General features: G+C 68.7%; 18 protein-coding genes and 1 pseudogene. 13 read left to right on the top strand and 6 right to left on the bottom strand.

Annotated elements, in window-relative coordinates:
• Positions 1-10 precede the first annotated feature (10 nt).
• The 3 genes and pseudogenes from ACQ86G_RS14465 to ACQ86G_RS14455 all read right to left on the bottom strand — a co-directional run bounded on the left by ACQ86G_RS14465 (position 11) and on the right by ACQ86G_RS14455 (position 2,242).
• A complete protein-coding gene (locus tag ACQ86G_RS14465; RefSeq protein ID WP_431261183.1) occupies positions 11-751 on the bottom strand; it encodes a response regulator in 741 nt (246 codons plus the stop codon).
• Between the two features lie 327 nt (positions 752-1,078).
• Positions 1,079-1,531 carry a MaoC family dehydratase gene (locus tag ACQ86G_RS14460; RefSeq protein ID WP_431261182.1) on the bottom strand — a complete coding sequence of 151 codons (453 nt, stop codon included), beginning with the start codon at positions 1,529-1,531 and terminating at the stop codon, positions 1,079-1,081.
• A 62-nt stretch (positions 1,532-1,593) separates the two neighbouring features.
• Positions 1,594-2,242 (bottom strand): annotated as a pseudogene (locus ACQ86G_RS14455) (ParA family protein).
• 327 nt (positions 2,243-2,569) lie between these two features.
• Here ACQ86G_RS14455 and ACQ86G_RS14450 point away from each other — a divergent pair.
• The 8 genes from ACQ86G_RS14450 to ACQ86G_RS14415 all read left to right on the top strand — a co-directional run bounded on the left by ACQ86G_RS14450 (position 2,570) and on the right by ACQ86G_RS14415 (position 14,176).
• Positions 2,570-3,796, top strand: a complete 1,227-nt coding sequence (locus tag ACQ86G_RS14450; RefSeq protein ID WP_431261181.1) for a hypothetical protein — start codon at positions 2,570-2,572, stop codon at positions 3,794-3,796.
• Between the two features lie 44 nt (positions 3,797-3,840).
• A complete protein-coding gene (locus ACQ86G_RS14445; RefSeq protein WP_431261180.1) occupies positions 3,841-4,602 on the top strand; it encodes a hypothetical protein in 762 nt (253 codons plus the stop codon).
• A gap of 445 nt (positions 4,603-5,047) precedes the next feature.
• Positions 5,048-9,664 (top strand): Ig-like domain-containing protein, encoded by a 4,617-nt coding sequence (locus ACQ86G_RS14440; protein ID WP_431261401.1) that lies wholly within the window; start codon positions 5,048-5,050, stop codon positions 9,662-9,664.
• Positions 9,665-9,673: 9 nt separating this feature from the next.
• Positions 9,674-10,336: a hypothetical protein gene (locus ACQ86G_RS14435; RefSeq protein WP_431261179.1), complete on the top strand. Its 663-nt coding sequence runs from the start codon at positions 9,674-9,676 to the stop codon at positions 10,334-10,336.
• Positions 10,326-11,102 (top strand): hypothetical protein, encoded by a 777-nt coding sequence (locus tag ACQ86G_RS14430; protein ID WP_431261178.1) that lies wholly within the window; start codon positions 10,326-10,328, stop codon positions 11,100-11,102. Before ACQ86G_RS14435 ends, ACQ86G_RS14430 begins: the two co-directional genes overlap by 11 nt.
• Positions 11,099-11,761 carry an NAD(P)H-dependent oxidoreductase gene (locus ACQ86G_RS14425; RefSeq protein ID WP_431261177.1) on the top strand — a complete coding sequence of 221 codons (663 nt, stop codon included), beginning with the start codon at positions 11,099-11,101 and terminating at the stop codon, positions 11,759-11,761. Before ACQ86G_RS14430 ends, ACQ86G_RS14425 begins: the two co-directional genes overlap by 4 nt.
• On the top strand, positions 11,761-13,710 hold the full coding sequence (gene kefC / locus ACQ86G_RS14420; RefSeq protein WP_431261176.1) for a glutathione-regulated potassium-efflux system protein KefC: 1,950 nt from the start codon (positions 11,761-11,763) through the stop codon (positions 13,708-13,710). Before ACQ86G_RS14425 ends, kefC begins: the two co-directional genes overlap by 1 nt.
• A gap of 25 nt (positions 13,711-13,735) precedes the next feature.
• Positions 13,736-14,176, top strand: coding sequence for a DUF1841 family protein (locus ACQ86G_RS14415; RefSeq protein ID WP_331614954.1), 441 nt, complete (start codon positions 13,736-13,738; stop codon positions 14,174-14,176).
• Between the two features lie 53 nt (positions 14,177-14,229).
• On the opposite strand, the gene ACQ86G_RS14410 is transcribed toward ACQ86G_RS14415, so the two are convergent.
• From ACQ86G_RS14410 to flgA, 3 genes are all read right to left on the bottom strand, one after another.
• On the bottom strand, positions 14,230-14,619 hold the full coding sequence (locus ACQ86G_RS14410; protein ID WP_431261175.1) for a hypothetical protein: 390 nt from the start codon (positions 14,617-14,619) through the stop codon (positions 14,230-14,232).
• 35 nt (positions 14,620-14,654) lie between these two features.
• Entirely contained in the window at positions 14,655-14,978 is a 324-nt protein-coding gene (gene flgM, locus ACQ86G_RS14405) for a flagellar biosynthesis anti-sigma factor FlgM (protein ID WP_431261174.1), read from the bottom strand.
• A 120-nt stretch (positions 14,979-15,098) separates the two neighbouring features.
• Entirely contained in the window at positions 15,099-15,923 is an 825-nt protein-coding gene (gene flgA / locus ACQ86G_RS14400; protein WP_431261173.1) for a flagellar basal body P-ring formation chaperone FlgA, read from the bottom strand.
• A gap of 160 nt (positions 15,924-16,083) precedes the next feature.
• Between flgA and flgB the strand changes: the two genes are divergently transcribed.
• The 5 genes from flgB to flgF all read left to right on the top strand — a co-directional run bounded on the left by flgB (position 16,084) and on the right by flgF (position 19,883).
• A complete protein-coding gene (gene flgB / locus ACQ86G_RS14395; protein ID WP_088403445.1) occupies positions 16,084-16,473 on the top strand; it encodes a flagellar basal body rod protein FlgB in 390 nt (129 codons plus the stop codon).
• Between the two features lie 26 nt (positions 16,474-16,499).
• A complete protein-coding gene (gene flgC / locus ACQ86G_RS14390; RefSeq protein ID WP_297526474.1) occupies positions 16,500-16,916 on the top strand; it encodes a flagellar basal body rod protein FlgC in 417 nt (138 codons plus the stop codon).
• 39 nt (positions 16,917-16,955) lie between these two features.
• Positions 16,956-17,615, top strand: a complete 660-nt coding sequence (locus ACQ86G_RS14385) for a flagellar hook assembly protein FlgD (RefSeq protein WP_431261172.1) — start codon at positions 16,956-16,958, stop codon at positions 17,613-17,615.
• A gap of 77 nt (positions 17,616-17,692) precedes the next feature.
• Complete coding sequence (gene flgE / locus ACQ86G_RS14380) at positions 17,693-19,096, top strand: flagellar hook protein FlgE (RefSeq protein ID WP_431261171.1); 1,404 nt, start codon at positions 17,693-17,695, stop codon at positions 19,094-19,096.
• A 58-nt stretch (positions 19,097-19,154) separates the two neighbouring features.
• Positions 19,155-19,883, top strand: coding sequence for a flagellar basal-body rod protein FlgF (gene flgF / locus ACQ86G_RS14375; RefSeq protein WP_431261170.1), 729 nt, complete (start codon positions 19,155-19,157; stop codon positions 19,881-19,883).
• The last annotated feature ends 12 nt before the right edge of the window (positions 19,884-19,895 follow it).

Below are 19,895 nucleotides of genomic sequence, written 5' to 3'. Positions count from 1 at the left end.
GAAGGCGGTCTCAGCGGAATGTCGTGAAGGCGGCGTTCGGCTGCCGCTGGACCATCTGTCCCACCGCCAGCACCGCCTGCGTGCGCGAACTGACGCCCAGCGCCTTCAGCACCGCCGCGACGTGATCCTTGATCGTCTCGACCGAGACGCCGAGTTCGCGCGCAATGATCTTGTTCGGCTTGCCTTGGAGCAGCAGCGCCAGCACATCGGTCTGGCGCGGCGTCAGCTGCAGGCTTTCGAGCCCGGCCGTGGTCTGGTAGCCGGCCTGGCTGGCGAGCGCCTGGACCTGGTTCAGCTTGGCGTTGCCCGGGGCGGCCTCGGCGACGGCCACCGGCTCCGGTTCCGGCGCCACGTCGGAGCCCAGCGACATCGGCGGGACGTAGATCCCGCCCGACATCACCAGTTTCAGCGCCTGGGCCAGCACGTCGTTGCCGGTGCGTTTGGGGATGAATCCCATCGCGCCCTGGTCGATCGCGCGGATCACGTCGCTGGCGCGGTCGGAGGCGGAGATCACCACCACCGGCAGCGACGGATATTGCGCGCGGAATTCTTCCAGCACGTCGAACCCGCTGGCATCGCCCAGATTCAGATCCAACAGCACCAGGTCGAAGTCCTGGCGCGACTTCAGCGTGTCTCGCGCCTGAGCCGCGCTGTCGGCGCCCAGCACCTGCACGTCTTCTCCCAGACCTTGAATCACGGTCTGCAGCGCGGCCAGGATCAGCGGGTGGTCGTCGATCAGCAAAACCCTCACGGGCGTCTCTCCTTGGATGGTCGGACTGCGACGAGGGAGCCTCCCCACCGGCCATACCGAATAACTTTCGAACGAAGTCGAGATCATAGGCGGGCGCTTCCGGGCCGGCACTCCCCTTACGGTGGCATCAGAAACAGTAGAAAGTTCTATTGGCAAACTGAGAATTTTGTATTCGCACATCGCGGTATCGATGTGTGAGGGCTGTCCGTCGAGTGTGTCGGCAGATAAATGAGGCGTCGGAAATGATGAAAACGCCATCGACGGGCGATTGCCGCCCGGACATCTGTGATCCCGCCGGTGTGGCGGCGCGGGTCGATCGGCAGTCGATCAGCGGAACTGCCGTGTCAGCGATTCGGCGATGCAGACCGGTTTGCCGCCGGCCTCACGCTCGACGGTCACCTCGACCATCATCTGCACGCCGCCCTCGACCGGCTCCAGGCGCTTGAGCACGAAGCGCCCGCGCAGCCGGCTGCCGACGGGCACCGGCGCCGGGAACCGCACCCGGTCCAGCCCGTAATTGATCCCCATGCGGACCTCCCTCACCCGGAAGGCGGTCTCGTAGAAACGCGGCAACAGGCTGAGCGTCAGGAAACCGTGCGCGATGGTGGCGCCGAAGGGGCCTTCCGCAGCGCGCGACGGGTCGGTGTGGATCCACTGCTGGTCCTCGGTCGCGTCGGCGAAGGCCTGGATCCGCGGCTGGTCGACCGCGATCCAGTCGGACACGCCGATCTCCTGGCCCACGAGGGGCGTCAGGTCTTCCAGCTTCTCGAACATCCGCATCCCGGTCTCCTGTCGTCCTGAGGTCTCCAGCGCGGCGGGTCCGGGAGCGAGCGCGCAAGGGGTCAGTCCTTGCCCGCCTTCCCCGGCCGGTCCAGCCAGGCGCAGAGTCGTTGCCACTGTTCCAGATCGCGGGCCACGCGGCCCGGGGCGATGTCCCAGAGCGTCAGCCCGCGCGCGGCCAGCTGCACATAGTTCTGGGTATCGCGCAACTCGGCCAGCAGCGGCAGCCCGAGCTGCTCGATGAACTGGTGCAGTTGCTGCTGCGACAGCGTTCCCTCGCGCACACGCATCGCCACCAGGCCGATGTCGAGTCCGCCGGCCTTGCCGCGATCCTGGGCCGCATCTTGCAGCTCGCGCACGAAGTCGTATGTCGCCTGGATGTCAAAGAGGCTGGGCTGCAGCGGCACCACCACGCGGTCCGCCACCTTGAGCGCCTGTGCCAGCTTCTTGCCGTGCAGCCCGGCGGGGGTGTCGAGCACCGCGTGCGACACGCCTTTCGGGGTACGCAGCTGCTCGGTCGAGGCCAGTTCCCACCCGCGGATCGCCGGCAGCGCCGCAGGCGCTGCGCGAGCCAGCGCGCCGACGATTGCTGACGGTCGATGTCGCCCAGCATCACGGCGTTGCCGCGATGTGCCAGGTACCCGGCGATATTGCTGGCGAGCGTGCTCTTGCCCACGCCCCCTTGGGATTGGCCACCAGGATCACCGGCATTGCAGACACCTCCGTTCGGCTGACGACGCGCCGGCATCTTAGGTGATTCGCTGGCGGGCCTTCGGCGCCCCATCGTCACCTCCGCTCATTCCAGCGTCCTCCGGAGGACCCGTGAGTCAGGAGTCCTAAAACTATTAAGTAGGTCGCCGGCAAGAACCAATTAATAGCTCCGCGCGCACTCACAAATATCTGCAATTTACCAACCGGCCACAGCCGCCAAGAATCACTCCGAACGATTTCGCTCGGATATCGAATGCCCATTTCAGGAGGGCATCCCCAGGCCACTGACGCGGCCGACAGTCCCTGAACCCTTGACACGCAACCGCCATGAATACCCGTTCAAAACCAATGATTGCCGGCGATTGGATTCGCGCGGCCTGGCCTTTCACCCTGGTCGCAGGGGGCGGCGCGCTGTGGTTCGGCAAGGACATCCTCCACTCGATCGCAAGCACGCCGCACCCTGCCCTGGTCTACGTCATCCTCGGCGCGCTCGTGGCCGCCACCGTCCTCGCGTGGCTTGCCCTGCACCAGATGATCGGGGAAGAACAGACGGCCCGCGCGTGGCGCCACCTGCCTCCGGAGCATTTCGCATCCCGCCTGAGCCTCACGAGACGGGCCTCTCCCTTCCGCGATGCGTATGCCCTGGTGACGGAACACGCCGTCCATCCGAAGGAAATGAACCGGCAGGAACTGGAGCGCCGGCTGGAGGCGGCCGAGACGGCCTATGCCGAGCGGTTGTCCCTGCCGGGTTTCATCGCGGGAGCCCTGGTGGGACTGGGCCTGGTCGGCACCTTCATCGGGCTGCTGGGCGCGCTGGAAGACCTGGCGCAGCTCTTCTCCGGCATGAGCGCGGCGTCCGGCGGCGATCCCGCCGCGCTCTTCAGCGGCATGCTGCTGAAGCTCCAGGCACCCATGAAGAGCATGGGCACCGCCTTCATCGCCTCGCTGTACGGACTGCTGGGGTCGCTGGTCCTCGGCCTCACGCTGGTCGCCGTGAACAACACGCGGCTGCGCGTCAACGCCACGGTGCATGACGCGATCTTCGACGCCTTTGCCGGCATTCCCCTGGCCCCGTCGAACCCGGCCTGCGCGCCGGCCTGCCAGGGCATTGCGGCGGAACGTCTCGAAGCGGCCCTGCAATCGCTCACCGCCAAGCTCGACGAGCAGGCGGCCGCGCTGGCCGGATTGCGCCACCCGCAGCTGTGGCTGGACGCGTGGTCGCAGATGAACGATCAACTCGGCCGCCTGCGCGAGCAGGAAGCCGCCACCTCGCAGGCGCTGCTGGTGTCGCTGCGCGACCAGGCCCGCAATGTCGAGCGGGTGGCCGAAGCCAGCGCCGCGATGCAGGCCCTGATGACGCAATCCGCGGCAAGGGATTCGCACGAGGACATCGACCTCCGGCAAGCCCTTCAGGACTGCCGACAGTCCTTCGAGCAGGTGGGCGGCCGCCTGCGCTCGGTCCTGGCACTGCAACTCGACCAGTGCGGTCGATTCGAGCCCGGCAACGTCGCCAACGACACGCCAGCCGGCAACACCGCCTCCGCGACCGCTTAGTCCCCGCGAGCCTGCTGATCCTCAACGCCTCCTGAACCCTCGTCATGGCCACCTCTCCCCTCGCCCCCGCCGGCGCGCCCGGCAAGAAAACCGTCATCAAAGTCCAGGCGTCGATGTCCGACGTCCACAACATCCGACTGATGGACACGGACCTCGTGATCGTCCTGAAGTCCGGGAAGACGGCGGTGGTGCCTGACGGTGCGATCCGCGCCATGATGGACCCCGAGTTCACCGTTCAGTTCGACGACACCGACGTGGCCGGCAGCGCCCTGCTGCGCCAGGCCGGCAGGATGGAGATCGGCGATCTGGCCTCCGTGGCCGTCAGCACGCCGCCGCCCGAAGACGCGGCAGTCTGGGTCAACGGCGGCACGTCTCCAGTCGCGGACGCCGCCAAGGCCGTGGACAGCCCGATCGTCCCGACCGCTCCGCCGCCGAAAGGATTCGCGGAGAACTGGGCGCCGTGGGCCGCCATCGTCGCTGCTGGCGGGGGCCTGCTGGCCCTGGCCACGGGGGGCATTCGAAGGGGGCGGAGGGAGTCCGGCCACCCCGGCCACCCCGGCCGCCCCGACCCCGCCGGCGCCTGCCGTCTCGCCCGCCGCGCCCGCCGACACGTTCTCGATCTTCGGCACGATCACGGCCGGACCGGTGCTGGCCAGCAACGACCTTCGCGTCGAGGTCCGCGACACCAGCGGCCGCGTGCTGGGCGCGTCGACCGTGGATGCGAACGGTCGCTACCAGATCGGCGGTCTGAACGGTGCCTACACCGGTGCCCTGCTGGTCACGGTCTCCAACACCGGCGCCAATGACGACTACCTGGACGAAGCCTCCCACGCCGGCAAGGACCTCGTCTCGCCGCTGCGGGCCGCCACGGTACGCGCGGGCGAATCCCAGCTGCAGGTCAACGTCACGCCGGTCACCGAGCTCGCGGTCCGGGTGCTGGGGCCGGCCGATGGCAAGGCGCCCGCGGACAGCGCCGCCGTCACGCATGCCAACACGGCCTTGCCGCAGTTGCTCGGCCTGGGCGATGCGGACATCACCACGAAGATCGCCAGTCCGGTGATCAGGCAGGATGGAGGCGTCAGCATCAGTGCGAACGACTACGGGCGCATCCTGGCGCTGCTGTCCGGTGCCGCATCGAGCGACGGCGGGGACGACGCCGCGCTGGCGCGCCTGCTGGACCAGCTCGACACCTCCGGTGCGACCTACCACTGGAAAGCGGGCGCGCCGGACCCGGTCCCGCTGTCCGACCAGATGGCCCTCGCCTTCAACGCCCTGCCCGACGCCGCACGCACGGACGAACTCCGTGCCACCCTGAACAAGGCCTTCGGCGCCAACGCCAACGCCAACGCCAACGCCAACGCCGACGTGATCGCGCCGGTGACGACCGGCATCACGCTGAGCGGGATGGACGCCCATGGCGACGACAAGTCCGGCAAGCTGACGGCCGGCGACAAGCTGAGGATCACCCTGTCGATGGATGAATCGACACTCGTCGTGGGGTCGCCGACCGTCGGTCTCGACCTCGGCGGTCATGTCGTCCAGGCCGCCTACGCGGCCACGATGGCCGATGGCCGGCTGGTGTTCGAGTACGTCGTGCAGCCGGTCGACTATGCGGCCGCCGGCACGGTGAGCGTGCTCGGCCTGAAGACCGATGCCACCGACAGGCTGGTGGACGCCGGCGGCAACGCGGTCGCGGTCGCGCTTCCAGGCGCCGAGCAGTCGCACCCTGTCGCGGTCGGCAACGTGCTTCCCGTGGTCAGCGCGCGCCTGGACGCGGCCGACGACACCGGCGCCAAGTCGGACGACGGCATCACCCGGTCCTCGCTCGTCCATGTCTCCGTGTCCGGCAGCGCGGGCAACACGGTCCACCTGTTCGAGGACCTCAACGGCAACGGCAGGCTGGACGCCGGCGAGGCACGGGGCGACGCCCCGGTGCAGGCCGGCGCCTCGCAGGCGACCGTGGCGGTGGCGCTGACCGAAGGTCGCCACGAGCTGCTGGCCTATCAACAGGATGCGGACGGCTCGACGAGCGCCGCTTCGGCACCGCTCGCGGTGGTCGTCGACACGCTCGCCCCCGCGGCGGCCAAACTGCTGCTGGCCGGCCCCGATCAGGTCACGCGTCACGGCACGCCGTTCTCACTGGTGGCAACGCCGACGTTCTCGATCGCCGCGGAGACAGGCAGCCGGGTCACCGTCTTCGAGGACCGGAATGGCGACGGCGTGCAGGATGCCGACGAGCCGACGCTGGCTTCCCACGTCCAGACCGGGTCGGTGGACACCGTTGCCGGCACCGCCGCGCTGGGCGACGGTCTGCACCCGCTTCGGGTCGTCACCACCGATCTGGCGGGCAACCGCAGCGTCTCGGCCATCCAGGACGTCGGCGTGGCGAGCACGCCGATCGTTGCGCCCCGGATCGACCTGCTGCCGCAGGAGGACACCGGCGTCAGCAACGCCGATGGCATCACGAGCAAGTCCCTGCTGCACTTGCAGGTCGGCGGCGAGCCGGGCAACACCCTCGTCGTGTTCGACGATCTGAACGGCAACGGCCAACAGGACGATGGGGAACTGATCGGGCAGGCCGCGGCTCCTGCGCAGCCGGGCGTGCCGCTGTCGCTGGCGGCCAGCCTCGCCGAGGGTCGACATGTGCTGATGGCCTATCAACAGGACGCCAATGGCTTCACCAGCGAGCTGTCGACGCCCGAGGTCGTGCTGGTCGACAAGACCGCCCCCGTTCGCGCGACGCTGGGGCTGGGCGGCACCGACCCGCTGACCGTCAACGGCATGCCGGTGTCGCTGGACGCGACGCCGACCTTCGAGATCACCGCGGAGAAAGGCGCCCGCGTGGTCGTCTTCGAGGACCTGAACGCGGACGGCGCGCAGGGCGCGGACGAGCCGGTCCTGGTCGACCACACGCAGCTCGGCAGCCAGGACGAGGTCGACAGCCTCATTGCCCTGGGCGGCGGCCGCCACGACCTGCGCGTCATCTCGACGGATCTGGCGGGCAACCGCAGCGTCTCCGACATCCAGACGATCGGCATCCTCGCCAAGCCGATCCCGACGTCGCAATGGTCCCTGGCGTCCACGGACGACACCGGCGACCGCGCCGACGACATGGTCACCAACCGCTCGACGCTGCACGTGCAGGTGACCGGCGACGCAGGCAACACCGTCCACCTGTTCGATGACCTGAACGGCAATGGCAGGCAGGACGACGGCGAACTGCTGGCGCAAGCCCAGGTGCAGGACGGCGAGGTCCAGGCGTCCCTGGTCTTCAACCTGGCGGAGGGCCGCCACGTCCTGCGGGCCTACCAGCAGGACGCCACCGGTCTGTCCGGCAGCGTTTCCGCGCCGGGGACGATCGTCGTCGATCGGACCGGGCCGACCGTGGGCAAACCCGATCTGGGAGGGCCCGACAGCACGACGCTCAACGGCCAGCCGGTCTCGACGACGGCGACGCCGCTGTTCGAGCTCACCGCCGAGAAGGGCAGCCACGTGAGCGTCTTCGAGGACCAGAACGGCAACGGCCAGATCGATGACGGTGAGAAGGTGCTGGTGGCAGGCCATCTGCAGATCGGCGATCGAGACGAGGTCGCGAGCGCCATGGCCCTGGCCGATGGCAGCTATGACCTGCGGGTCGTGGCGACCGACGTCGCGGGCAACCGCAGCGTGTCGGCCATCCAGACCCTCTCGGTGGCCGCGACGGCCGTCGCGCCTCCGACACTGGGCGTCGCGGCGGCGGACGACACCGGTCGCAGCAACAGCGACCTCGTCACCAGCAAGAAGACCGTGTCGATCCTGGTCGACGGCACGCCCGGCACGACGGTGAAGGTCTTCAACGACTTCAACCAGAACGGGAAGGAAGATACCGGGGAGTCCGTGGGCGCCGTCACCCTGACGGCGCCCGATACGCACGGCAGCGTCGACGCGCATCTCGTCGAAGGCGTGAACCACCTCCGTGCCTACGCCGTGGACGTGCTGGGCCGCAAGAGCGCGACGGGCGACGATCTGGCGGTCACGCTGGACCAGCAGGCGCCGCAAGCGCCGACCGTGCAACTGGCGGCCAGCAGCGACACGGGCGTGGTCGGCGACAAGGTGACCGCGCTGGAAAGTCTCACGCTGCAGATCGCCGGCGAAGCCGGTGCCCAGTTCATCGTGTTCGACGACAGGAATGGCAACCAGATCATGGATGCCGGCGAGCAGATCGCTTCCGGTGCGCTGGCGGGCACGCCGGCGAATGCCCAGGTCTCCCTCGCCGAAGGCATGCACACGCTGCGCGTGATCGCCCAGGACACGGCGGGCAACGCCAGCGCGGCCACGCCCTTCACGTTGACGGTCAATCACTCGTTGCCGACCCTCGCGCCGGCCAAGGCCATCGAACTGGACGGCCGGACCTTGGCCAATACCGATGTCAACGACAGCCTGCTACCGAACCTGTCGCCGAAGGGCGATCAGTTGTCGGCGGCGCATCTGGGGCTGACGGACCCGACGCCCAGGGACGTCAACATCACCTTCGGCAACACCGTGAACGTCACCATCGCCATCGATGGCACGCTCCAGCACGGCAGCACCGTCGTCACGCTGCAGCAGGTGATCGACGGCCATGTGAGCATCGTCTACGGCCAGGACAACCCCAGTCTCCTATCCGGCGGGGTGTTCGCCGACGTCGACTTCACGGTGACAAAGCCGAGCGCCACGACGGAATCGATGAGCGGTTCGCTCAACTTCTCCATCCACAACGGCACGGGCATCGCGGTGTTCGGTGACGGCTCCGGATCCGGCTCCGCAGGTGCCGTGCTGAATCTGCAGGTGACCACTGGAAACGCCGGCGCGGGTGGCACGGACCAGCTGCTCGGCACCACACATGCGGACCTGATTTTCGGCGACGGATCGGGCGGCGGCGCCGGCCGCGGCATGTCCGCGACGGGTGTGGGCGGTGCCGCCGGCGGCGGCATGGACAGCATCGCCGCCAGCGATGGGGACGACATCATCTTCGGCGACGGCTTCAGCGGCTCCGCCGACTCACAAGGCGGTTACGGCGGCGGGGGCGGCGGCGGCGGCAACGGGGCGGGGTCCGCTGGCGTCATCGGCGGCATCGGGGGCGGAACCGGGGGAACCCAGGCCACCGGCGGGTCAACCACGCTCGGTGCTGTCCAGGCCGGAGGCGCCACGGACTGGGGCAGCAGCCGTACCTCCGGCGGGGGAGGGGCCGGCGTCGGCGCCGGAACCGGCTACACGGCGGAGTTCGATGGCGCGCCCAACACGACGCTGCATCAATACGACAACACAGGTTCGGCGGCAAGCGCCGTGGCGGCAGCGAGGAACGCCTTCCTCGACGGCCCCGGCGCCGGGAACGGCGAGAACCGCATGTTCACCCAGGCCATGGGCGTCGGCAACGACACCATCGACGGTGGCGACGGCAACGACTACATCATGGCCGGCAACGGCAACGACACGATCGTCGGCGGCCGCGGGAATGACGTGATGTACGGCCGCGGGGGCTCGACAAACGCGGGAACCGACAACGACACCTTCGTCTGGCGCCGCGGCGACGCGGGCACCACTGGCGCGTTGGACGTGATCCGGGACTTCGGCACGGCAAGCGGCAACCAGGACAAGCTGTCCCTGCTGACGATGCTGGAGGGGCGCAAGGGGCCGACAGACGACCTCTCGCAATGGATCCACGTCTACAACAACGCGCAAGCGCCGCAAGGCCTGGGCGGTTCCGACGCGGGTACCACCGGCGCGCTGATCCGCATCGACATCGACGGCGCGGGCCCGGGGCAGGTGGTGCAGCAGATCTACCTGACAGGCGTGACGCTGGCCTCGACCGACCTGCACACGCTGATCAGCAACGGCACCATCCTCTGATCGTCCATCATGCGCAGCGCTCCCAACAGCCCCAACGTGTGGCCGGGCTACGTCGCGGCCGTCGCCGGGCTGGCGATCACCCTGCTGCTGGTGATCGCCATCCTGGGCGGTGACCTGTTCCTCGTGAGCCAGGCCGTGAGGCAGGAACTTCGGCAGATCGACAGCGAAGCCGATCCCCCGCCCAACGCCGCGTTGGCAGACGCATCGCCTCAGGTCGTCGACACCGCCGCGCCAATCCTGGTGCCGCGGGACCCATCGGCATCGGCCTCCGCATGGAAGGCGGCGACGTCGCCCGCGTCGGTGCCGAAGCCGCGTGCGCCTGATCCAGCCACCTCCGGTGGCCGCATCGCGCTGCTCTTCGACGAGGACGCCCATGCGCTGAACGACGAGATCCGCGCATCGTTGCGGACGGCCTTGTCCCCGTTGCCTGCGCGGCAGTCCCTGCGGCTGACCGCCAGGCTTCCCGGCGACGCGTCCGCCGCCGCACGCCGGGCCGCCTTCATCCGGATCATGGCGGTCCGCAACGCGCTGCTGGAACTGGACATCGCGGCGGACCGCATCCAGTTCCAACTGCTCGACGCCGATGTGCCATCCGACGCCGAATGGAACCCGAGGACCATCGTCATCGAGGCGGCGGCACCATCGAGCGAAGGAGAACGCCATGCGCGCTGACCGCGTCAACGCCATCGATTTCTGGCCCGGCTATGTCGACGCCTTGATCAATGTGGTGCTCAACCTGCTGTTCGTGGTGTCGATCTTCTGTGGTGGTCTGCTGGCGACCGGACTGCAGATGTCAAGCCCCTTGCCGACGCGCGAACCTCGTCACGCGCCACCGACGCCGCCAGCGGTGGCGTCCGTTTCCGACGTTCCGGCGACGACGGCCGCAGCAACGATCTCGATGCCGATCCGGTCCGCGGCGCCTGGGCTCGCGATGCGCGAGCCGGCGATGCGCACCGCCCCCTCACCACCGCCGGCCCCGACCGCCGCGTCCGCCCCGGCGAACGGACTATTCGTCCTGGACAACCTCACATTGCATGTGCGTTCGACCTCCAAGGCGCCCTCCGACGCGCTGCCGATCGCCATCCAGGAAGTCGCGCTGCCCGAGGGCGGATGGCGTCTGGACGTCGGCTATCCGGCGGGAACGCTGGGGTTGGATGAGGCAGCCGCCTCGACACTGACACGATGGGTGACACCGGAGAAACGCAGCCGGATGCTCCAGGTCGCGGCGGCCACCGATCTCGAGCAGACCGCCGCACGGCAGGCCACCTATCGACGACTGCTCGCCGTCCGCGATGCCCTGGTCGCCGCAGGCCAATCTCCTGAAAAGATCGAGATCCGTCTCCTCCCCGGCGGACAGTGGCCGGAGCGCCGAGGCGGCACGGTCTGGATCCGGGAGATGTCCGCCATCAGCGAGGTGCCGGATACTCCGGCCCCATGAGTTCGCCAGCCTCGATCCTCCCCTCGCCTCCTGCCGCCCAACGCGGCGCTTCGTCGATCCTCATCCTGGTCGCGCATCCGGACCTGGCTCATTCCCGCGTCACGCGGGCGATGCTGTCCGCCGCGCACGGCCTGCCCGACGTCCACGTGCGCGACCTCTACGCGCTGTATCCGGACTACTCGATCGACACCCACGCCGAGCAGGAGGCGCTGCGCGACGCCGAGATGCTGGTCTGGCTGCATCCGATGCACTGGTACGGCATGCCCGCGCTGATGAAGCTGTGGGTGGACGAGGTGCTGAGCGTCGGCTTCGCCTACGGCCAGACCGGTCACGCGCTGCACGGCAAGGACCTGTGGCTGGTGACCTCCGCCGGCGGCAGTGAGCATTCCTACAGCGCCGAAGGCTACAACCGCCACCCGGTCGGCGACTTCCTGCTGCCCTACGCGCAGACGGCCGCGCTGTGCGGCATGCGTTTCCTGCCGCCGCTGATCCTGCACGGCGCGCAGAAGGCGCCGGCCGAGCAGGTCCAGGCCCATGCGCAGGCCTTCGTGGAGGGACTGCGCGTCCTGCCCGAATGGTGCGAGCACCAGCCCGATCCCGCGCAGGAGACGGTCCCCGACGACGAGCGCCCGGTGCGCGAGGAAGGAGCGCCGGTCTGATGGATGTCTCCACGCCGATGAACGCGGCCTCCGCCGCGATGGCCGCTGCCTCCGCCGCGGTGACGTCGACCGAAGCCGCCGCGCATGGCGCGCATGGCAACTGGCTGCTGACCCCGCTCGTGCTGCTGGCCGCGGCGGTGCTCGCCGTGCCGCTGGCGCGCGGGCTGAAGCTGGGCTCGATCCTGGGCTACCTGGTGGCGGGCGTGCTGCTCGGTCCGCAGGTGCTGGGGCTGATCAGCCAACCGGCGACGGTGCTGGAGGTCGGCGAATTCGGCGTCGTGCTGATGATGTTCCTGGTCGGCCTCGAACTCGAGCCCAAGCGGCTGTGGGCGATGCGCCGGCCGATCTTCGGCTGGGGCTCGGCCCAGATGCTGGGGTGCGCGGCGCTGCTGCTGATCCCGTCCTTCTTCCTCGACGCCGACTGGCATGCCGCCGTCATCGCGGCGCTGGGGCTGGCGATGTCGTCGACGGCCGTGGCGCTGGCCACGCTCAGCGAGAAGAACCTCGGCAACACGCGCGCCGGCCAGAGCGTCATCAGCGTGGCATTGCTGCAGGACATCGCCGCGATCCCGGTGCTGGCGCTGGTGCCCATCCTCGCGAGCCAGGGCCGGCCCGCGGCGGGACATTCCGGATACCGGATCTGGCTGGCGCTCGGCGCGCTGGTGCTGATCGTGCTCGGCGGCCGGCTGCTGCTGCGCCCGCTGCTGCGCTGGATCGCGCGCAGCGGCACGCCGGAGATCTTCACCGCCGCCTCGCTGCTGCTGGTGCTGGCGGCGGCGATGCTGATGCAGAAGGTCGGGCTGTCGATGGCGCTGGGCGCGTTCGCGGCCGGCGTGCTGCTCGCCGAGAGCGAGTACCGCCGCGCGCTCGAGGCCGACCTGGAGCCGTTCAAGGGGCTGCTGCTGGGCATGTTCTTCATCGCCGTGGGCATGGGCCTGGACCTGACGGTGCTCTGGCACAAGCCGCTCGCCGTGCTCGGCCTGCTGGCCGCGCTGTGGCTGTGCAAGGGCCTGGTGCTGGCGGTGCTGGGCCGGGCGATGGGCCTTCCCCGGCCGGAGCGCGCGGTCTTCGTCATCCTGCTGGCGCAGGGCGGCGAATTCGGCTTCGTCGTCTTCCAGCTCGCCGAACAGGCGACGCTGCTCGACGCCTCGCAGCGCTCGGTCCTGGTGGCGGCGGTCGCGCTGTCGCTGGCGCTGACGCCGGCCTTGCTGGCTTGGGCGCAGCGGCGCGCCGGGCAGATCGAGCGCAAGTCCCCGCACGAACTCACCGAACAGCAGGAGTCCACGGTGATCATCGCGGGCTTCGGACGTTACGGGCAGATCATCGGGCGGATGCTCTTCGCCAACGGCATTCCGGCGACGGTGCTGGACCACGATGCCGACACCGTCGAATCGCTGCGGCGCTTCGGCTGGCGGGTGTTCTGGGGCGACGCGACGCGGCTGGAACTGCTGCGCACCGCCGGCGCCCAGCACGCGCAGGTGCTGGTGCTGGCGGTCGACGACTTCAACCACAGCGTCAAGATCGCCGAGATCTCGCGGCAGCACTTCCCGCACCTGACGATCGTTGCGCGGGCACGCAACGTGCAGCACTACTACGCGCTGCGCGAGCTGGGTGTCGAACTGATCGAGCGCGAGACGCTGGACTCCGCGCTGATGAGCGCGCGCAGCGTGCTGCAGCAGCTGGGCTGGGAGCCGCACGCGGCGCGGCAGATGGCGTGGCGCTTCCGGCGGCACACCGTCGAGCAGACCGAGGAACTGCGCCCGCATCGCGGCGATCTGGACACGCTGATCGCGATGTCCAAGCGCGGTCGCGAGCAGCTGGAAGAGCGCCTGGCGGCCGAACGCAAGGCGCTGGCGGAAGGCAAGGTCCGCAACCCGTGGCAGGAACCGCATCTGGCGCCCGGCGCGGCACCGGCGACATCCGAGCATCCCCAGCCCGACAAGGCCTGACGAGGCCGGCGACAATCCGACGCTTATGTTTGCCCCTTCCCAACTCGAGGTCCGGCGCTTCTTCTGCCAGACCTTCCGCAAGTACCGCGACAAGCTGCCGCTGACGCCGATGGAGGCCATCGCCTCGGACTGGATCGAGCAGCATCCGGAATACCACGACGAACTCGCCGACGAAGACGCCGCGCTGGCGGCGGTCTACACGGTCGAGGACGGCCGCACGAATCCGTTCCTGCACTTGTCCATGCACCTGAGCCTGATGGAGCAGCACCAGATCGACCAGCCGACCGGCGTACGCCAGGCGCTGGACCTGCTGGCGGCCCGCCGCCAGTCGCTCCATGAAGCCCACCACGAGGCCATGGAGTGCCTGGGCGAGATGATCTGGACGTCTCAGCGCAGCGGGCTACCGCCGGACGGCCACGTCTATCTGGACTGCCTGAGGCGCAAGGCCACACGGACGCCGACCTGAAATGCAAAAGGCCACGCACTGCGTGGCCTTCGTCATTGGGGAGTGAACCCGGCTTACGCCTGGATCGCTCCACCCAGACCCGACTTGCGCTCGTTCTTGCCGGACGCGCCATACAGGCCGCTCGGCTCGCCCGGCATCAGCACGTCGATGGCGCGGTCCAGCGCCGCGGTCGCGCGGGCCAGCGACTCGCGCTGGGCGGCAACGCGGCCACCGGCCTGCATCAGGCGGGTGCGCAGGCCTTGCGGCACGGTCCCCGTGCGGGCGGCGGCACTGAACTGCTCGATCGCCCGGGCCAGCGCCGCATGCAACGACGCCGCGTGCAGCTCGATCGCCTGCGAGTCGCGTCGATGCAGCGCGTCGCCCAGCAGGTTCAGGCAGCTTTCGACGTCCTGGAGCGGTTGCTCCAGGTCGACGGCGGTCGTGGTCAGAGGCGTGGCGGTCATGTGCGTCACCGGAAAAGCTGGGGTCGTGGGGCGCTTCAGTGCGACTGCTGGGTGCGGCCCAGCATCTCGGACGCGTTGGCGATCAGCTTGTCGGCGATCGCGTCGGCGTTGATCTTGAACTCACCCTTCTCGATCGCGCTGGCGATACGGGCGACCTTCTCCGCGTCGAAGCTGCCGTCGTCCGGGCCGGTGCCCGAGATCAGGCTGCTCGCCGTGCTCGACAGTTCGACCTTGGACCCCTCGTTCGAGGGGGCCGCGGCGCCGCCCTTGGCGGTCTTGGCTCCGCCCTCGGTCGCGCCGGCAGCGGTGCCGCCGACCTTCGAGTAGGCGTTGATGTCAGCGTTGTTACCGATCTTCATGGCGTTTCTCCATGGGCCCGAGAACTTCCGGATCCCTTCCATTAGCGGGTTTATCGACCTGCCTGGACGGAACTTGAGGGCCGGGCTTCACAAAATAGACAGATCTCTCGGTGAAGGCCGTCACAGTACCACCTCCACCCGTCGTTCACCGATCGTACGCCCGGTGGCCATGCGGCCATTGTCGAAACGTACCCGGACATCCTGGCCTTCCAGCCCGACGCCCATCGCCTGGCCTTCGCCGGCGATCGCATACCCGTCACCGGTCGCCATCACCTGCACCCGGTCGCCCGGCTGCACCCACTGGCGCAGCTTGAGGTCGACGGACCGCAGGGCCTGACCGGCCGCGACCGGCTTGGCGAGGTGACGTCCGAGCCAGCCATCCGCTTGGGTATAGATGGCGCCGGCCTCGCCCGCAATATCTACTTCGGCCAGCCGGAAGTGTTCTTGAGTCAGGATCGTGCCCGTCGGCAGGTCGGCGGCGGCCACGAACGCCTGGCCGTAGACCTTGATGGTCAGCGGCAGCGTCACATTCCACTTGGTCACGCCGGCCACGCAGCGCAGTCCCAGCCGGCTGCGGCCCCACATCTTGGTGCCGGGCGGCAGGTAGGGCTGGATCTGTGCGCAGGGCGCCAGGCGCAGGCGTGGGTCCAGCTTGCCGATCTCGATCTCCACGCGGGCCTGATTCGGTGCCACTTGGCGGGCGCCGGCCATCGCCAGCGTCTGCAGACGGTCTTCCAGCGTCGCGTCCAGCGCGTTCAGGCCCGAGCCGCCGGGTTCGCTAACAGAAATGTTCGGCGCCACGGCGACCTGCACCGGCGCCGCGGTCTGCGCGTCGGCCTCGTCCACCAGCCCGAACATCAACCATACGGACATCAGCGCCCCCGCCAGCAGGGCGGGCAGCGCCTGCGCGTGGCGGGCATGGGTGGAGTGGCAGCTTTGCGGCATGGGTCGGAACTGTACGGATCCGGGGCTCGCCGGTGGCTTCGAAATGCGCCGGGATCACCCGTCTTATCGCGCTCATGTTTTCGGACCTGCTGAACACAATGCTCGAACGTGACAGAACCGGGCCGTCCGACGCGCCCCGACCGTCCGAAGGAGAAACGACATGCTGAACAAACTGACCGACGCGATGAGCTTCCAGTCCCAGGCGCTGACCCTGCGGGCGGAGCGCCAGCGTCTGCTGGCCAGCAACATCGCCAACGCCGACACCCCGGGCTACCAGTCCAAGGACATGGACTTCGCCAAGGCGCTGCGCGCGGCGACCTCCCCGGCGGCCAATCCTTCGGACTCCAACCAGACCCTGACGCAGCGCACCCAGAACGCGCTGCAGAGCAGCCTGAGCTCGATGACCAGCATGGACAGCAACACCGTCGACATGGACCGCGAGCGCGCCAGCTTCGCCGACAACACGGTGAAGTACGAGGCCTCGCTGCGATTCCTGAACGGCTCGATCCGCACGATGCTGGACGCGATGAAGTCGCCGAACGCGTCCTGATCGCGCGCTAGAAGAAGGAGCCCGTCATGTCGATGTTCAGCATCTTCCACATCAGCGGCAGCGCCGTCAGCGCGCAGAGCCAGCGCCTGAACGCGGTGGCCAGCAACATGGCCAACGCGGACACCGTCGCCGGCCCGGACGGCCAGGCGTACAAGGCACGCCAGGTCGTGTTCCAGAGCGTGCTGGCCCAGAACGGCATGGACCAGACCGACGTCGGCGTGCAGGTGGTGGGCGTCCAGGAGAACCAGACCCCCGGCCGCCGCATCCACGACCCCAGCCACCAGCTGGCCGACGCCGACGGCTACGTGACGTACAGCAACGTGAACAGCGTCGAGGAGATGGTCAACATGATCTCCGCCTCCCGCTCGTACCAGAACAACCTCGAGGTCATGGGCACCGCCAAGTCGCTGCTGCTCAAGACCCTGCAGATGGGCCAGGGCTGATCGCCCGACCTTCCTGAATAACCGACCGGAACGCCCATCATGGACTTCACCGCCCTGAACAACAACACGAAGACCGGCGCCGCCACGAACACGGCCGCCGCGAGCGCGACCGGCACGAGCGCGCAGGAAACCTCCGACCGTTTCCTGAAGCTGCTGGTCGCGCAGCTGCAGAACCAGGACCCGATGAACCCGATGGACAACGCCGCGGTCACCACGCAGATGGCGCAGATCCAGACCGTCACCGGCGTCAGCACGCTCAACAGCAGCATCCAGGCGCTGGGCAGCCAGTTCGGCCAGATGCAGGCGCTGCAGAGCGTCAGCCTGGTCGGCCGCGACGTCACCGTCCCCGGCAACAAGATCAGCGTCGCCGACGGGAAATCCACGATGAGCTTCGACCTCGGCGGCGCCGCCGACGCCGTCAAGCTGGAGATCCTCAACGGTGCCGGCGAGGTGATCTCCACCCAGGACCTCGGCAAGATGAAGGCCGGCATGCAGTCCTACACCTGGGATGCGTCCAAGGCCACCGAGACCACCAACCTGAGCTTCCGCGTCACGGCGACCAACGCCAGCGCCCCGGTCACCGCGACCACCCTCACCCGCGACACGGTGCGCGCGGTGAACACGAGCGGCGCCACGCTGCAGCTCGAACTCAAGAATTCCGGCCTGGTCGATTACGACAAGGTCCGGTCGCTGGGCTGATCCCAGCACCTCCGCCCCCAGCCCAGCCCCCCGCTTTACCCCGCAGATTCCCGCCTGAATCGCCCAAGGACACGACCATGAGCTTCCAACAAGGCCTCTCCGGACTGAACGCTTCCAGCAAGAACCTGGAAGTCATCGGCAACAACATCGCCAACTCCCAGACCTACGGCGCCAAGTCGTCGCGGGCCGAGTTCGCCGACATGTATGCCGCCTCGCTCAACGGCGCCGGCTCCAACGACGTCGGCATCGGCGTGCAGATCCAGACGGTGGCCCAGCAGTTCACGCAGGGCAACATCTCGATCACCGAGAACCCGATGGACCTGGCGATCAACGGCGCGGGCTTCTTCCAGGTCTCCGACGGCAAGAGCCCGACGGTGTACACCCGCAACGGCCAGTTCAAGGTCGACAAGGACGGCAACATCGTCAACAACGACCAGTTGAAGCTGATGGGCTACCCCGCCGACGCCAACGGCGTGATCCAGCCGGGCCTGGCCCAGGGCCTGAAGCTGCCCACCGGCGGCATCGACCCCAAGGTCACCAGCGACATCAAGATGGAGTTCAACCTGGACTCCCGCGCCGGCCCGACCGCCGCCTACGACCTGACCGACCCTGCCGACCCGAACTCGGCCAAGATCGACAAGACCGGCATCACGCTGAACGACCCGACCTCGTACAACAACGCGACGTCGATGACGGTGTACGACGCCAAGGGCCAGCCGACCGCGCTGACCATGTACTTCCAGCGCGCCAACAACGACGACGCCAACGGCAACACCGTCTGGAACGTCTACCTGACGGCCAACGGCAGCGCCGTGCAGTTCGACTCGCAGGGCAACCCGATCGAGACCGACGACGGCACCGCCAAGGGCAACCCGCTGACGCCGTTCACGCAGATGACCTTCCTGCCCACCGGCGGCAAGCCGGTCTCGCCCGGACCCAGCGAGTTCCTGAACCTGAAGATCCCCGCCGGCACGAATTCGCAGGGCGCCCCGACGCTGCCGATCCCGGCGCCGCCGGCCGATCCGTCCGATCCGTCAGTGCAGGGCATCAAGTTCGATCTGCGTTCGGCGACCGAGAACGGCTCCAACTTCGCCGTGACCGACCTGAGCCAGAACGGCTACGCGCCGGGCCAACTGGTCGGCATCAAGCTGGAAGACAACGGCATCGTCACCGCCCGCTATTCGAACGGCGAATCCAAGCCGGCCGGCCAGGTCGAGCTGGCGAACTTCCGCAACCCGCAAGGCCTGCAGCCGCTTGGCGGCAACGTCTGGGCACGCACCAACGCGTCGGGCGATCCGGTCGTGGGCGTCCCCGGCGACGGCAACCTGGGCGTGCTGACCCCCGGCGCGCTGGAGGAATCCAACGTCGACCTGACCTCCGAGCTGGTGAACATGATGACCGCGCAGCGCGTCTACCAGGCCAACTCGCAGACCATCAAGACGCAGGACCAGGTCCTGCAGACGCTGGTCAACCTGCGCTGATCCCCGCGCAGCCGCCGACGTTCCGAGCCCCCTGACTGCCGATCGCTGAGGAGTACCGATGGACCGCATGATCTACCTGTCGATGAGCGGCGCCCAGGCGGCGATGTCGCGCCAGGACGTGCTTTCCAACAACCTCGCCAACGCCAACAGCAACGGCTTCCGGGCCGAGCTGCAGGCGTTCCGCGCGGTGCCGATCCGCGGCGACGGCGCCTCCACCCGCGCCTTCGCGCTGGAGACGACCACCGGCCACGACCTCACCGCCGGCCCGATCACCACGACCGACCGCAACCTGGACGTCGCCATGAAGGGCAAGTCCTGGATGGCCGTGCAGGCGCTGGACGGCACCGAGGCCTACACCCGCGCCGGCTCGATGGACGTCGACCAGGAGGGCGTGCTGCGCATGCGCAACGGCCTGCAGGTGCTGGGCGACGGCGGTCCGATCACCGTGCCGCCCAACTCGACGATCTCCATCGGCGACGACGGCACCGTCGTGGCCAAGGCCGACGGCCAGCGTCCGGTGAACATCGGCCGCATCAAGCTGGTCACCGAGGACGGCCGCTTCACGCGCCGCGACGACGGCCTGTTCATTGCGGACGGCGGCGACCCGCTGCCCGCCGATCCCGCCGCCCGGCTGCAGTCGGGCGCCCTCGAGGGCTCCAACGTGAGCCCGGTCGAGACCATGGTCGGCATGATCGCCGCCGCCCGCCAGTTCGAGCAGCAGATGAAGATGCTCTCGATCGCCCAGACCCACGGCCAGGCAGCCTCCAAGCTGCTGTCCGACAGCTGATCCGCCTGCCGA

Origin of the sequence: Roseateles chitinivorans, assembly GCF_050632145.1 — a bacterium.
GTDB classification, from domain to species: Bacteria; Pseudomonadota; Gammaproteobacteria; order Burkholderiales; family Burkholderiaceae_C; genus Roseateles; species Roseateles chitinivorans_B.
This window is presented reverse-complemented; position numbering and strand designations above follow the sequence as displayed.

Bases quoted from the DNA above. Each gene is read 5' to 3' on its own strand.
- ACQ86G_RS14450 (WP_431261181.1), top strand. From the start codon at position 2,570: ATGAATACCCGTTCAAAACCAATGATTGCCGGCGATTGGATTCGCGCG.
- ACQ86G_RS14435 (WP_431261179.1), top strand. From the start codon at position 9,674: ATGCGCAGCGCTCCCAACAGCCCCAACGTGTGGCCGGGCTACGTCGCG.
- ACQ86G_RS14445 (WP_431261180.1), top strand. From the start codon at position 3,841: ATGGCCACCTCTCCCCTCGCCCCCGCCGGCGCGCCCGGCAAGAAAACC.
- ACQ86G_RS14425 (WP_431261177.1), top strand. From the start codon at position 11,099: ATGAGTTCGCCAGCCTCGATCCTCCCCTCGCCTCCTGCCGCCCAACGC.
- kefC (WP_431261176.1), top strand. From the start codon at position 11,761: ATGGATGTCTCCACGCCGATGAACGCGGCCTCCGCCGCGATGGCCGCT.
- ACQ86G_RS14430 (WP_431261178.1), top strand. From the start codon at position 10,326: ATGCGCGCTGACCGCGTCAACGCCATCGATTTCTGGCCCGGCTATGTC.
- flgC (WP_297526474.1), top strand. From the start codon at position 16,500: ATGTCGATGTTCAGCATCTTCCACATCAGCGGCAGCGCCGTCAGCGCG.
- ACQ86G_RS14415 (WP_331614954.1), top strand. From the start codon at position 13,736: ATGTTTGCCCCTTCCCAACTCGAGGTCCGGCGCTTCTTCTGCCAGACC.
- ACQ86G_RS14460 (WP_431261182.1), bottom strand. From the start codon at position 1,531: ATGCGGATGTTCGAGAAGCTGGAAGACCTGACGCCCCTCGTGGGCCAG.
- flgM (WP_431261174.1), bottom strand. From the start codon at position 14,978: ATGAAGATCGGTAACAACGCTGACATCAACGCCTACTCGAAGGTCGGC.
- ACQ86G_RS14410 (WP_431261175.1), bottom strand. From the start codon at position 14,619: ATGACCGCCACGCCTCTGACCACGACCGCCGTCGACCTGGAGCAACCG.
- ACQ86G_RS14440 (WP_431261401.1), top strand. From the start codon at position 5,048: ATGGCCCTCGCCTTCAACGCCCTGCCCGACGCCGCACGCACGGACGAA.
- flgF (WP_431261170.1), top strand. From the start codon at position 19,155: ATGGACCGCATGATCTACCTGTCGATGAGCGGCGCCCAGGCGGCGATG.
- flgB (WP_088403445.1), top strand. From the start codon at position 16,084: ATGCTGAACAAACTGACCGACGCGATGAGCTTCCAGTCCCAGGCGCTG.
- ACQ86G_RS14385 (WP_431261172.1), top strand. From the start codon at position 16,956: ATGGACTTCACCGCCCTGAACAACAACACGAAGACCGGCGCCGCCACG.
- flgE (WP_431261171.1), top strand. From the start codon at position 17,693: ATGAGCTTCCAACAAGGCCTCTCCGGACTGAACGCTTCCAGCAAGAAC.
- flgA (WP_431261173.1), bottom strand. From the start codon at position 15,923: ATGCCGCAAAGCTGCCACTCCACCCATGCCCGCCACGCGCAGGCGCTG.